At 64.1% G+C, this 14265-nt stretch carries 9 protein-coding genes and 1 other RNA gene; 5 read left to right on the top strand and 5 right to left on the bottom strand.

Going from position 1 to position 14265, the window contains the following annotated elements; genetic code table 11:
• Positions 1 to 625 precede the first annotated feature (625 nt).
• Positions 626 to 698, top strand: a non-coding RNA gene (locus FFY45_RS21085) — sX9 sRNA.
• 93 nt (positions 699 to 791) lie between these two features.
• Positions 792 to 2090: a diguanylate cyclase gene (locus FFY45_RS21080; RefSeq protein ID WP_023903885.1), complete on the top strand. Its 1299-nt coding sequence runs from the start codon at positions 792 to 794 to the stop codon at positions 2088 to 2090.
• A gap of 86 nt (positions 2091 to 2176) precedes the next feature.
• Here the strand turns inward: FFY45_RS21080 and FFY45_RS21075 are convergent, their stop codons facing one another.
• From FFY45_RS21075 to FFY45_RS21055, 5 genes are all read right to left on the bottom strand, one after another.
• Positions 2177 to 3484: an MFS transporter gene (locus FFY45_RS21075; protein ID WP_176341920.1), complete on the bottom strand. Its 1308-nt coding sequence runs from the start codon at positions 3482 to 3484 to the stop codon at positions 2177 to 2179.
• Between the two features lie 1271 nt (positions 3485 to 4755).
• A complete protein-coding gene (locus FFY45_RS21070; RefSeq protein ID WP_176341919.1) occupies positions 4756 to 5034 on the bottom strand; it encodes a hypothetical protein in 279 nt (92 codons plus the stop codon).
• Positions 5024 to 7372: an FdhF/YdeP family oxidoreductase gene (locus FFY45_RS21065; protein ID WP_176341918.1), complete on the bottom strand. Its 2349-nt coding sequence runs from the start codon at positions 7370 to 7372 to the stop codon at positions 5024 to 5026. The genes FFY45_RS21070 and FFY45_RS21065 overlap by 11 nt, the downstream gene beginning before the upstream one ends.
• Positions 7369 to 8214, bottom strand: coding sequence for a formate dehydrogenase accessory sulfurtransferase FdhD (gene fdhD, locus FFY45_RS21060; RefSeq protein WP_176341917.1), 846 nt, complete (start codon positions 8212 to 8214; stop codon positions 7369 to 7371). Before fdhD ends, FFY45_RS21065 begins: the two co-directional genes overlap by 4 nt.
• A gap of 6 nt (positions 8215 to 8220) precedes the next feature.
• Positions 8221 to 9897: an OFA family MFS transporter gene (locus FFY45_RS21055; protein WP_006449708.1), complete on the bottom strand. Its 1677-nt coding sequence runs from the start codon at positions 9895 to 9897 to the stop codon at positions 8221 to 8223.
• A 397-nt stretch (positions 9898 to 10294) separates the two neighbouring features.
• Between FFY45_RS21055 and aptA the strand changes: the two genes are divergently transcribed.
• From aptA to FFY45_RS21040, 3 genes are all read left to right on the top strand, one after another.
• Positions 10295 to 11659, top strand: a complete 1365-nt coding sequence (gene aptA, locus FFY45_RS21050; RefSeq protein ID WP_176341916.1) for an omega-aminotransferase AptA — start codon at positions 10295 to 10297, stop codon at positions 11657 to 11659.
• Between the two features lie 125 nt (positions 11660 to 11784).
• Positions 11785 to 12639, top strand: a complete 855-nt coding sequence (locus FFY45_RS21045) for a plasmid replication/partition related protein (RefSeq protein WP_176341915.1) — start codon at positions 11785 to 11787, stop codon at positions 12637 to 12639.
• 292 nt (positions 12640 to 12931) lie between these two features.
• Positions 12932 to 14236, top strand: a complete 1305-nt coding sequence (locus FFY45_RS21040; RefSeq protein WP_074057291.1) for a DUF445 domain-containing protein — start codon at positions 12932 to 12934, stop codon at positions 14234 to 14236.
• Positions 14237 to 14265: the final 29 nt, after the last annotated feature.

Raw genomic sequence — 14265 nt, 5'->3', positions numbered from 1 at the left:
CACACCGGCTGCTCGCCGACGCGCTTCCGTGCTGGCGATTGAGAGCGGCTGACAAGACTATTGCGCTCACCGCTAGTTTGGCGAAGCCGGCTATTACTCAATTCCCGTATGTCTTGAAGTGATTGCAGAGCACGGATAGCTTAGTTGCCAGGGCGGCTGGTCTGTGACTTTGCTGCAGGGTCCTTGCCGGCCCACCATCGCGGGACACGCCGCAAGTACGTCCGTGTAGGCTCTTACGCGGCATCCATGCCGCGTAAGGTCCCGCGACGGTGGGCCGGCAAGGACCAGTGGAGATGATCGGTGTGCATGGCTTTCAATAAAACAGCCAGCAAACTGTCTGGTGCGGTGTCCTCACCGCTTGCGGGACCGTGTGGCGGCATGGATGCCGCCACCGAGCCCCCAGGGACGGGTTCACGGCGTGTCCCGCGAGCGGTGAGGACACCGCGCCCTCGACCCTCTCAGCGTTTGATCTGGACCTCTGACTGCATCCGCCAAGATGCGGCCGACAAAACCACTGCACTCACTGACAGGCGCTCTCCCGCTAGGTTTTGTTAGCCACTCTTAGAGCGACTAACAAAACTACTGCGCGGCCGCCAGGCGGGCGCGGTCGGTGCTCGGAATCCTCATGTACCACTCCACTCCGGTTCCTCCGCGCCGTCCACGCCCACCTGACGACCGCTCGCTACGTTTTGTTAGCCGCTCTTAGTCTTCGCCACTTTGAGACGAAGCGCTCAAGTTTTGGCGAGCAGAGCCGTTAGCTGGTATGACGGTTCGATCCGCACGGCTAACCGATGTCCCCAGGCACCTTACATCGCAATAGTGAAAGCGCAGTCTTGCCGCAACGCGTGTTGCTGGTGGAAAACTCGCGCACGTTCACCAGCATGCTGCGCGAAGCCATCGAGCAACGCGTGGAACTGCCTGTCACGGTCGTCTCGACCCTGGCCGAAGCGGCGCGCGTACTGGACGAAGAAGATGGTTGGTTCCTGGTCCTGACCGGGCTGGTGCTGGTGGATGGCGACCGCGACAAGGTCGTGGAATTTTTCCTCTCGCGCAAACTGCCCACCGTGGTGGTCAGCGGCGTCTACGACGAGGATCTGCGCCAGCGCGTGCTGCAGCAGCAGATCATCGATTACGTGCTCAAAAATGCGCCAGGTGCCATCGAATATCTGGCCTGGCTGGTGCAGCGCCTGGAGCGCAATCGCCGTATCGCCGCGCTGGTGGTGGACGACTCCTTGTCTGCGCGTACCTATGCCGGCGCATTACTGTCGATGTACGGCTACCGCGTGGTGCTCGCTGCCGATGGTGCCTCCGGCTTGCAGGCGATCGAGCGCGACCCCGGCATTCGCCTGACCATCGTCGATCAGGAAATGCCCGGCATGGAAGGCGTGGAATTCACCCGCCGGCTGCGTGCGATCCGCTCGCGCGACAAGGTTGCAGTGATCGGCATTTCCGGCAACAGCGATTCGTCGCTGATCCCGCGTTTTCTCAAGAACGGCGCCAACGATTTTTTGCGCAAACCGTTCTCACGCGAAGAATTCTTCTGCCGCGTGTCGCAGAACGTGGACCAGCTGGAACTGATCGGCACGCTGCAGGACCTGGCCACCCGCGACTTCCTCACCGGCCTGCCCAATCGGCGCTATTTTCTGGAACAGAGCCAGCGGGTAATCCCCACCTTGCTGTCGCAGGATCAGACGGTGACTGCGGCCATGGTGGATATCGACCACTTCAAACATATCAACGACACCTGGGGCCACGAAGCCGGGGACCAGGCATTGCGTGCGGTGGCCGCCTCGGTCTCCGGGCATGCGCGGCCGCAGGATCTGGTGGCGCGCTTCGGCGGCGAAGAATTCTGCCTGCTGGTGCCGGGGCTGGATGTCGCCAACGCCAGCGACTATTTCGAAACCTTGCGTGAGCGCATCAGTGCCTTGCGCGTGCGCGTGGGCGACGAAACGCTGAGCATGACGGTCAGCATCGGCGTGTGCATCGCCAGCGAAGGCGACCAGTCGCTGCATCATCTGTTGAACGAGGCGGACAAGCACCTGTATCTGGCCAAGGCCGGCGGTCGCAATCAGGTTCGTCTGGCAGTCTGATCGAGGCCGGCTGAGCTGCTCAGCAAGCGCCTGCCGGCGCATGCAATCAAGCATGAGATAGCGCTTCATCGCGCGTCAGCGCACTCCTACACGAACGGATGCGCTTCGCTGGAGCGGCGCCGCATCGCACGCGCCGCGATCAACGCCAACAGACTCAACACCGCAGCGCTCCCCAGATACTGCCCGACTGCCTGCACGCCATAACGTGCGGCCAGTTGCGTGGCCACATACGGCGCCGGCGCCGCACCCAGAATGCTGGCCAGATTGAACGACAACGAGGCGCCGGTGTAACGCACCTCGGTGGGATACAACTCGGCCAGCAGCGTGCCGCAGGGGCCGTAGGTCAATCCCATGAAAAAGAAGCCCAATCCCAGGAAGATCAACACCTGCAACGGATGATTGGCCTGAAACAGCGGCGCAAATGCCAACCCGAACGCGATGATCGCGATGCTGGCCAGCATCATCGCCAGCGGTGCGCCATGGCGATCACCAAACTTGGCCGAAAGCGGAATGCCGATGGCGAAAAAGACGATACCGGCCATCTGCAGCAGCAGAAACTGCTCCTTGTCGTAGCCCAGCGTCTTGGTGCCGTAACCCAGCGCGAACACCGTCATCAGATAGAACAGCACAAAGGTGGCGAACGCACCCAGCGTGCCGATGATCAAGGCCGGCCAGTGCTGGGTGATCACCGTGCCCAATGGCAGGCGTACGCGTGTTTTGTGGTCCAGGGTCTTCTGGAAATCCGGTGTCTCGGTGATGCTCAGGCGCACCCACAAGCCGGTCAGCACCAGCAATGCACTGGCCAGAAAGGGCACCCGCCAGCCCCACTGCATGAACTGCGCCTCGTCGAGCACTGCGCCCATGCCCAGGAAGGTGCCATTGGACAATAGAAAGCCCAGCGGCGCGCCCAGCTGCGGAAACATGCCGTACCACACGCGTTTGCCCGGCGGCGCGTTTTCGGTGGCAAGCAACACTGCCCCGCCCCACTCGCCGCCCAAACCCAGGCCCTGTCCGAAGCGACACAACGCCAACAATGCAGGCGCAAACACGCCGATCTGCGCGTAGCTGGGCAGCAAGCCGATCGCCACCGTGGACAAGCCCATCGTCAGCAGCGCCGCCACCAGCGTGGCCTTGCGCCCGACCCGATCGCCGAAGTGCCCGAACACCGCCGAGCCCACCGGCCGCGCGACAAATGCGACGGCAAATGTCGCAAGCGACTGCAGCATTGCGGCGCTGCCATCGCCGGCAGGAAAGAACAATGTGGGGAACACCAGCACCGCGGCAGTGGCGTAAATATAGAAATCGAAGAACTCGATGGTGGTGCCGATCAAACTGGCGAACAGCACGCGCGCAGGCGAATTGATGGGCGAAGCGAGCGGCGCGGCAGCAGTCATCGTTGATCGGTATCCAGACAAGACAAGACGGCCGATTCTGGCAGATTGCAGCAGCGGTTTGCGTAGACCAACCGGCCTGCAAAAAGTTACAGGCGTGACCGTCCGCTTTGTGGCAGTAGGGCTGTGAGATCTCGGTTGAAGCGATGAGAGAGTGCGGATAGATCACTTGTTGAGCGGATGATCTCCGGCCTGGCTGCAAGGCCCCTCGCCCGCCCAGCATCGTGGGACACACAGAAAGTTAGGAGCGTTTGCAAAATGCAGATAGATTGCTTGTAGAGCCGATGATCTTCGGCTTGGCTGCAGGGCCCTTGCCCGCCCAGCATCGTGGGACACACGGAAAGTTAGGAGCGTTTGGACAATGCAGATAGATCGCTTGTAGAGCCGTTGATCTTCGGCTTGGCTGCAAGGCCCTTGCCCGCCCACCATCGTGGGACACGCTGCAAGTAAGGAGCGTTTGAACAATGCAGATAGATCGCTTGTAGAGCCGATGATCTTCAGCTTGGCTGCAGGGCCCTTGCCCGCCTACCATCGCGGGACACGCTGCAAGTACGTCCATGTAAGCTCTTACGCGGCATCCATGCCGCGTAAGGTCCCGCGATGGTAGGCGGGCAAGGACCAGTCCAAATGGTCGGTGCGCATGGCTTTCAACAAAGCAACCGAGTAACTCTCTGGTGCGGTGTCCTCACCGCTCGCGGGACACGCCGTGAACCCGTCCCTGGGGGCTCGGTGGCGGCATCCATGCCGCCACACGGTCCCGCAAGCGGTGAGGACACCGCGCGCTCGACCAACCAGGCTTTTGACCTAAGCATTTGACTGCACCTACGACGACACACCGAATCGAAAGATTGGTTGGCTTTGAGTAGTTGGGCAATGCAGATAGATCGCTTATAGAGCCGATGATCTTCGGTTTGGCTGCAGGGCCCTTGCCCGCCCACCATCGCGGGACACGCTGCAAGTACGTCCTTGTAAGCTCTTACGCGGCATCCATGCCGCGTAAGGTCCCGCGACGGTGGGCGGGCAAGGACCAATCGAGAGTGTCGGTGTGCATGGTTTTCAATAAAACATCCGGCAAACTTTCTGGTGCGGTGTCCTCGCCGATTGCGGGACCGTGTGGCGGCATGGATGCCGCCACCGAGCCCCCAGGGACGGGTTCACGGCGTGTCCCGCGAGCGGTGAGGACACCGCGCCCTCGACTGACTCGGCTCTTGATCTAAGCTTCTGACCTCAGCTAAACAGCGCTAGATTTTCAACAAAGCAATCAAGAAGATTGCTTAATCACCCTGCGGCGCTTGCGCCGTTTCGCGTTGCGCATGCGCTGCCAACCCGGCGGGCGTCAGCAGCGCGAATTGCCGCTCGCCGCGGTCTTCCACCTGGATCCAACCCGGACCGGGCTGGCCATCCAAACTGGCGTTGCCAAGCCAGGCCAGCGTGCGCAATAGCACGCTCATGCGCACACCCTGCTGCTTGCACAACCGTGCCAGCGACACGCCATCGGGTGCGTCGGCCAGCGCTGTGAGCAGCTGTGCGGTGAGCTGTGGATCAGCGGACAAGCACGGCCCCGATATCGCGCGATGCGGCATCCGCAGTTTCGGCGCGATGCGGCAGCACGATCACCGGAATCGACTTGGAGGTCGGCGTACGCGCTTCGTCGGCGAAGCTGGACAGCGGCACCAGCGCGTTGGTTTCAGGGTAGTAGGCCGCCAAACAGCCGCGCGGGATGTTGTAGTCCACCAGCAGGAAGCGGCGCGCCTCGCGGTGTACGCCGTCTTCGCACAGGCTTTCCAGGTCCACCCAATCGCCAGCCTTCATGTTCAACGCTGCTATGTCGGCGCCGTTGATGAAGAGCACGCGGCGCTCGCCGAATACGCCCCGATAGCGATCGTCGAGGCCGTAGATGGTGGTGTTGTATTGATCGTGCGAGCGCGTGGTGGCGAGCGTAAACACCATCTGGTCGCTGTGGCTGCGACGTGCGCGATGGATCGGGTTGTCGGTGGGCACTGCGTGCGGCTTGAACACTGCGCGCTGTTCGGGCGTCACCCACTGGCGGTCGCGCGCAGTGTTGGACAGACGAAATCCGCCCGGCGTGCGCACGCGCTGATTGAAGTCGGCAAAGTCCGGGAATACCTGCGCGATCAGATCGCGCACCCGGTCGTAGTCGCCTACCAACCAACGCCAGCGGATTGCACTGCGCGCACCCAACGTTGCCTCGGCCAGACGCGCCACGATCGCCGGCTCGGACAACAGGTCAGGCGACGCCGGCGGATTGATGCCGGCCGACAGATGCACCATGCTCATCGAATCTTCCACCGTCACGCCTTGCGAGCCGGCGTCCTGGATGTCGATTTCGGTGCGCCCCAGGCACGGCAGGATCAACGCATCGCGGCCATGCACCAGGTGGCTGCGATTGAGCTTGGTGGTGACATGCACGGTGAGTTCGCAATTGCGCAGCGCGCGATGCGTGGCATCGGTATCCGGCGTGGCGGCGGCGAAGTTGCCGCCCATCGCGAAGAACACCTTGCCGCGCCCGTCCAGCATCGCCTCGATCGCACCGACGGTGTCGAAGCCATCTTCACGTGGCGGCGCAAAACCAAACACCGATTGCAGCTTGTCCAGGAAGGCGGCCGGCGGTTTTTCGTAGATCATCATCGTGCGGTCGCCCTGCACGTTGCTGTGGCCGCGCACCGGGCATACGCCCGCGCCCGGCCGGCCCAGATGGCCGCGCAGCAACAGCAGGTTGGTGATCATGTGGATGGTGGCCACCGAGTGCTTGTGCTGGGTGATGCCCATGCCCCAGCAGGCGATCACGCGCTCGGCGTTGAGATAAATTTCGCCGGCCTTGCGCAGCGCCGCTTCGTCCAGGCCGGACTCTTCGACGATGGTGTCCCAGGCTTCCGCATGCACGTCGGCAGCGAAGGCGTCGAAGTTGGCGGTGTGCTCGGCGATGAACTCCAGATCCAGCAAACGCGGCGTGCCATCGCGCTGTGCCTGCGCATCGCGCTCCAGCACGTGCTTGATGATGCCCTTCACCGCGGCCAGATCGCCGCCGATCTTGAGTTGGAAATAATCCGAGGCGATGCGCGTGGAGCCGTTGTGCAGCATCTCCAGCTTGTCTTGCGGGTCGGCGAATTTCTCCAGCCCGCGCTCGCGCAGCGGATTGAATGCGGCGATCGCCGCACCGCGCTTGGAGGCCTGACGCAATTCGCTAAGCATGCGCGGATGATTGGTGCCCGGGTTCTGGCCGAAGATGAAGATGGCATCGGCCAGTTCGAAGTCGTGCAGCGACACCGTGCCCTTGCCCACGCCGATCTGCGAACGCAGCGCGGTGCCGGAGGGCTCGTGGCACATGTTGGAACAGTCGGGGAAGTTATTGGTGCCGAACTCGCGCACGAACAACTGATACAGAAACGCCGCCTCGTTGCTGGTGCGCCCGGAGGTGTAGAAGATCGCCTCGTCCGGGGTAGCCAGGCCGTTGAGGTGACCGGCGATCTGCGCGAAGGCATCGTCCCAGCTCACCGGCACGTAGTGATCGGTGGCCGCGTCGTAACGCATCGGGTGGGTCAGGCGGCCCTGCCCTTCCAGCCAGTAATCGCTGTATTGCGACAGCAGACTGACGCTGTGCGCGGCGAACAACTCGTTGCCGGCGCGACGCGCGGTGGATTCGGCCGCCACGGCCTTGGCGCCGTTCTCGCAGAATTCGAAGGTGGAGGTGTGATCGCGATCGGGCCAGGCGCAGCCGGGGCAATCGAAGCCGTCCGGTTGGTTGGCGTGCAGCAGCGTCTTGGCGCCCTGCACCGCGATGTCCTGTTCCATCAGGTGCTTGGCTACCGAGCGCAATGCGCCCCAGCCGCCGGCGGGATTGTCGTACTGCTGGATGGTTTTCTTGCTCATGCGGGCTCTCCCACGCCAACGCCCAGATCCAGGCGCTGCGGATGGCTGTAAACGACACAATCGTGATCGCGGGCAAACCCGATCAGGGTCAGTCCCGCACTGTCGGCCAGGCTGATCGCCAGCGCGGTCGGTGCCGAAATCGCTGCAAGCAGCGGAATCCGGGCCTGCGCGGCTTTCATGGCCATTTCGTAACTGGCGCGGCTTGTGACAACCGCAAACCCTTGCGCTGCATCGACGCGGTCGCGCGCCAATGCACCAATCAACTTGTCGAGCGCGTTATGCCGGCCAACATCTTCGCGCACGTAACGCACAACACCCTGCGCATCGGCCCAACCGGCGGCATGCACCGCGCCGGTTTGCGCGGCGATCGGCTGCTGCGCATGCAATGCATCCAACGCGCGCGCCAATGCATCCACATCGATCTGCAGCGAGGATTGCAGCACCGGCGGCACACGCAACACCGCTTCGATCGATTCGTTGCCGCACACCCCGCAACCGCTGCGTCCATCCAGATTGCGCCGCCGCTGATCCAACGCGGCGGCGCGCTCGGGCGGAATCTCGATCTGCAACGAGGCGCCTTCCAGAAACGTCTCTACCGCAATCACCCGCAAGTCTTGCGGGTGATCGACGATGCCTTCGCTCAACGAGAACCCAAGCGCGAAATCCTCCAGGTCCTCCGGCGTGGCCATCATCACTGCGAACGGCACGCCGTTGTAATTGAAGGCGACCGGCATTTCGGCCGCCACCATGTCCTGCACCGTGGCGCTGCGACCGCCGCGGTGGCGACGGACCGTGCGCACCACACTACCGGGGCGCACGGAGCGGGCAGACGAAGTGGTCATCTCATCTCAGTGAAACAGCACAAAGGCTTTTTGCAGCGTGACCCAGATACCAAACAGCATCGGGATACCGACGGCCAGCCAGGCAAACGCCACCAGTGCAGGATTACCACCATGCCCGATGCGCGCCATTTGCTCGGGCGGCAACACGCCGTGCCCGCTGCGATCCACTTTCTCGTGCGCCAGCTGCTTTTCGCGTGCCAGCTCGTCGGGCGTCATGAAGTGGCGCGCGGCCACCGGGCGCACCAACAGATTGCAGATCAGACCGAGCACCAACATGCCGGCGAGGATGTACATGGTGGTGTTGTAGACCTGTGACGGCGGGCTGCCGTGCGCCAGCTGGTACTCGCGCATATAGCCGACGACCACCGGGCCGAGGATGCCGGCGGTGGCCCAGGCGGTCAGCAGGCGGCCGTGGATGGCGCCGACCATCTGGGTGCCGAACAGGTCGGCCAGATACGCCGGAATGGTGGCGAAGCCGCCGCCGTACATCGACAAAATGATGCAGAAGATGCCGGCAAACAGCGCGATGCCGCCCACGTCACCGGCCGACGGCGCCGCCGCGTACAGGCAGATGCCGAGCACGAAGAACAGCGTGTAGGTGTTCTTGCGGCCGAGCTTGTCGGACATGCTGGCCCAGAAGAAGCGGCCACCGATATTGAACAGGCTCAACAGACCGGTAAACCCGGCAGCAATGGCGGCGATGCTGGCCAGCTGGGTCGGATCCAGGCTGCCGAAACCGACGTCCACGCCGATCAGCCGGCCGCCGAACACTTCCTGCAGCATCGGCGAGGACATGCCGATCACGCCGATACCGGCCGAGACGTTCAGGCACAGCACGCCCCACAGCAGCCAGAACTGCGGGATGCCCCAGACCTTGCTCACGTGCACGTGGTTGGCGGTGATCATGGCGTTGTTGCTGGCCACCGGTGCGGTCCAGCCGGCCGGCGTCCAGCCGCTCGGCGGGACGCGGTAGCCGAACGCACCGGCCATCATGAAGACGAAGTACAGCGCCGCCATCACCAGGAAGGTTTCCATCACGCCCACCGAGGTCGGCGTGGCGAAGTGGCGCATCAGCGCATCGGCCAGCGGGCTGCCGATCATCGCGCCGCCGCCGAAGCCCATGATCGCCATACCGGTCGCCATGCCGCGGCGGTCGGGGAACCACTTGATCAGGGTCGACACCGGGGAGATGTAGCCCAGGCCCAGACCAATCCCGCCGATCACGCCCGAGCCCAGCCACAGCATCCAGATCTGATGGAAGTGGATGCCGGCGGCCGAAATCACCAGCCCGCCGCACCAGCACAGCGCCGAGACCACACCGGCCTTGCGTGGGCCGGCGCGTTCCAGCCAACCGCCCCAGATCGCCGCCGAGCAGCCCAGCAGCACGAAGAACAGCGTGTACATCCACTGCAGCTCGCTGATCTTCCAGTCGCAGGTGGTGGCGACCATGCGCGCGAACAGGCCCATGTCGGCCGGGCAGGCGATCGCCTCGGTGATGCCCAGCGCCTTGGACAACGGCAGCCAGAACACGCTGAAGCCGTAGGCCATGCCGATGCACAGATGGATCGCCAGCGCTGCCGGCGGAACCAACCAACGATTGAACCCCGGACGCGCAATGATGCGCTCCTTGGACAGCAGACCGGCGTCTGCGCTGGCTGTCGCCACGGTGGACCCTTGTGTCATTCCGTTCCCCAAAAAAATACGATGAGTGCGATGTAGAGCGACCGACAAACGACTGCGCGAAGAGTGTGTCAGCGGCCCCGAATACGATTGATGGATGCGATCGATTGGCGTGTTGCGATAAGGGCAGCAGCGACTACCAGGCCCAACAGGCAGTCGTCTGGCGCATCATCGGCGATCACTGGATCTTTGCAATGCTTCGACCCAGCCCCATCCCCTGCCCGCGTCCCGCCACAGCCCGCGCTACAAGGCATTCCCAGAGGTTAGCGGCCGACGCTGCGACTAATTGACTAGTCCGTGCGGGCAGCGCGACGCGTGTCGCGGAATCGGCGTCGCAATCGGGCATTCCCAGGGGTGACGAGCGACGCGACGCCTGCCGTACAGTCATGCCATCCCCGCGATGGAGCCTGCAATGCACGACCACCCGCTGAGCGATCAGGCGCATGCGTTACAGGCACCCTCGCAGTTGGACGCGTTCTGGATGCCGTTCACTGCCAATCGCCAGTTCAAGGCACGCCCTCGCCTGCTGGCATCGGCAGCCGGCATGTATTACCGCGATGTCGACGGCCGCCAGATCCTGGATGGCGCCGCCGGCCTGTGGTGCTGCAACGCAGGCCATGGCCGCGCGCGCATCGTGGCGGCGATCCGCGCGCAGGCAGGCACGCTGGATTTCGCGCCGACCTTTCAGATGGGCTCACCGCTGCCGTTCGTGCTGGCGCAGCGGCTGGCCGCGATCGCCCCGCCCGGCCTGGGCCATGTGTTCTTCACCAACTCCGGCTCGGAGGCGGTGGATAGCGCGATGAAGATCGTGCTGGCCTATCACCGCCTGCGCGGCGAGGGCCAGCGCACCCGCTTCATCGGCCGCGAGAAGGCGTATCACGGGGTCGGCTTCGGCGGCATGTCGATCGGCGGGCTGCCCAACAACCGCAAATGGTTCGGCCCGCTGCTGGCCGGCACCGACTATCTACGGCACACGCTCGATATCGAACGCAATGCCTACTCACGTGGCCTGCCCGCGCACGGCGCCGAGCTGGCCGACGATCTGGAACGGCTGATCACCTTGCACGACGCGTCCACCATTGCCGCGGTGTTCGTCGAACCGGTGTCCGGCTCGGCCGGCGTGATCCTGCCGCCGGAAGGCTATCTGCAGCGGCTGCGCGCGATCTGCAACCGCCACGGCATCGTGCTGGTGTTCGACGAAGTGATCACCGGCTTCGGCCGGGTCGGCGAGGCGTTCGCGGCGCAGCGCTTCGGCGTCACCCCGGACCTGATCACCGCCGCCAAGGGCCTGACCAGCGGTACCGTGCCGATGGGCGCGGTGCTGGTGGCCGATGCGATCCACGCTGCCTTCATGCACGGGCCGGAAGCGGCGATCGAACTCTTCCACGGCTATACCTATTCCGGCCACCCGCTGGCCTGCGCTGCGGCAATCGCCACGCTGGACGTCTACGCCGAAGAGGATCTGTTTTCGCGCGCGATCACGCTAGGCCCGCAGTGGGAAGACGCGCTGCATAACCTGCGCGGGCTGCCGCACGTGATCGACATCCGCAATGTCGGCCTGATCGGCGCGATCGAGCTGGCACCGCGCGACGGTGCGCCGGGCGCACGTGGCTACGAGGTGTTCGAGCGCTGCTTCCACGACGGCGGCCTGCTGGTGCGCGTCACCGGCGATGTCATCGCGTTGTCGCCACCGCTGATCGTCACGCCCGAGCAGATCGGGCAGATCGTCGAAACGCTGGGCAAGATCCTGCGCAGCATTGCCTGATGACAGCGGCTTGATGACAGCAGCGTAAGCGCCCGCGTGTAGCGCCCGGGCGCGTCGCGGTCAAGCGCGCAAAGCCGGTGCAGGCTCACTACAATGCCGGCCCCGCACTTCCCCGCAGTTGCCGCATGAACATCGTTGTCAAAGAAGAACTCAAGGCCTATATCGACCCGCTGACGCCCGACGAACACGAGGCGCTGGAACGCAGCCTGCTGGCCGAGGGCTGCCGCGATGCGTTGGTGTTGTGGGGGGATGTGCTGGTGGATGGCCACAACCGCTACGGCATCTGCCAGAAGCACGATCTGCCGTTCCAGACCGTGCAGAACCCGCGCTTCCAGTCGATGCAGGACGTGCATCTGTGGATGATCGAGCAGCACCTGGGCCGGCGCAGCGTGTCGGACTTCCAGCGTGGCGTGCTGGCGCTGCGCAAGCGCGAGATCCTGGCTGCGCGCCCACGTACCCAGCGCGATGCCGACGCCGCTGCCGAAGCGCCAGTGGTTGGCGATGACCAGTCCGACACCGGCCTCGATGACAGCGCCGCACGCAGCACTGAAGACAGCGACAGCCCGCCTTGGGAAGAGACCTCCACCACGGTCAGCCGCGCCGAGCTGGCGCGCGAGGCGCGCCTGAGCAACAACCAGGTGGTGATGATCGAGCGCATTCACAAACAGGCTGCCCCCGAAGTGGTGCAGGCGGTGCGGGCCGGCGAGATTTCGATCAGCGCCGCCGCCGCCGTGGCGACCTTGTCCGAGGACGAGCAACGCGCCGCCGCGCAGGCCGGCAAGGCCGAGCTCAAGCAGGCCGCCAAACGGGTGCGCGATGCCAAGCGCAAACCCAAATCCGACGAAGCCGAAGGTGGCGAAGCCGAACGCCGCGATGTGAAAGCGCTGCAGCGCCGCGTCACCGAGCTGGAAAGCGAAAACACCGCGCTGCTGGCCAAGGTAGCCGCGCTGCAGTCGCAGCTGGAGCGTCTGCGCGGCTGAGTGCACGACAGACCGCAGCGCCACCCGTAGGAGCGCACCTGGGCGCGATGGGCTTCCCCGGTAACGCCATCGCGCGCAAGCGCGCTCCTACCGAACCATCACGCCGCAATCGCGAACAACAAACCGCGCGCGACCGATCGGTGTAACCACCCGTAGGAGCGCCCTCGGGCGCGATGAAGCTTTCCCGCTAACGCCATCGCGCCCGAGGGCGCTCCTACGACCACGCTTGCAGGGCTGCTGGCAAGCATCGCCGTGGACATGCCATCCGCACGCGACTGGGTACACTTAGGCCATGGAACCAAGCGTCAGCACTCCCCGCCCCATCGATCCCCGTCGTGCCCAGCTGCAGCGCATGAAGCTGTTGGCGGTGGCCCTGTTGCTGGCCATGTTTGCCGGCTTTGTCGTCAGTCACCTGATGGGCGAGCAAGGCATCTGGGCCTGGGTGTCGGCCTTCTGCGAGGCAGCCACGGTCGGCGCGCTGGCCGACTGGTTTGCGGTGGTGGCCTTGTTCCGCCGCCCGATGGGCCTGCCGATTCCGCATACCGCCATCCTGCCGCGCGGCAAGGACCGCCTGGCCGACGGCCTGGCCGGTTTCGTGCGCGACCAGTTTCTCGCCCCCGATGCATTGATGGACAAGCTGCGCGTGTTCGACCCCGCCAGCCGGCTCGGCGAATGGCTGGCCAAACCTGAGCAGGCCCGCATGCTCGCGCAGATGGCGCGTGGCTGGATGCAGCAGGCGCTGGAGTTGCTGGACGAAGAAGCCGTGCGTGGCGCGATCCAACGCTTCGTCGTCGACCGCCTGCGCAAATGGAATGCCGCCGCAACCGCCGGCGATGTGATGGCGCTGCTCACCACCGACGGCCGCCATCAGAAGTTGCTGGATGAAGTCCTGCTGCGGCTGGGCGAATGGCTGGACCAGGAACAGGTCAAGACGCGTGCCTCGGCGCTGATCGTGCGCTACGCACGCCGCGAGTGGCCCAAGCTGGTCGGCACGGTGAATTGGGTCAAGCCGATCGAAGAGATCGGCGACAGCCTGGCCGACCGCATGGCGCGTGCGGCGATCGAAGAGCTGCAGGACATTCTCAAAACGCCCGAGCACCCAATCAGGCTCGACTACGAGGCCTGGTTGCAGCGCTACATCGCGCGCCTGCGCGACGAGCCGGAAATGGCCGTGCGAGTGGAAGAGCTCAAGCAGCGCGCGATCGAACATCCGGCGCTGCAGGAGTATGTGCAGGGCCTGTGGGGCGAGATTCGCGATGCGCTGCGCAACGACCTGGCGCGTGAACAATCGTCGATGGCCGCGCATATGGAGCGCTCGATGCAATCGCTCGGCCAGGCGTTGTCGTCGGACCCCTCACTACGTGAAGCGCTCAATCAGCATATGTTGCAGGCTGCTGACAAACTCACCTCGCGCTTGCGTGTCTCGGTGACCGAACATATTGCATCGACGATGAAAAGTTGGGACGAACGTCACCTCGTCGAACAATTGGAATTGGGTGTCGGACGCGATCTGCAATACATTCGGTTCAATGGAACGCTGGTTGGTGGATTGATTGGCCTTGCTCTTCATGCGCTGTCGATCTGGCTTGCGTTCTGATGCACTGGCAGTGACGTGATCACTCACTG

The sequence above is a fragment of the Xanthomonas hortorum genome (genome assembly GCF_011305375.1).
GTDB classification, from domain to species: domain Bacteria; phylum Pseudomonadota; class Gammaproteobacteria; order Xanthomonadales; family Xanthomonadaceae; genus Xanthomonas; species Xanthomonas hortorum_E.
Note: the sequence above shows the minus strand (reverse complement) of the source record. Positions and strands in the feature narration are given on the sequence as shown.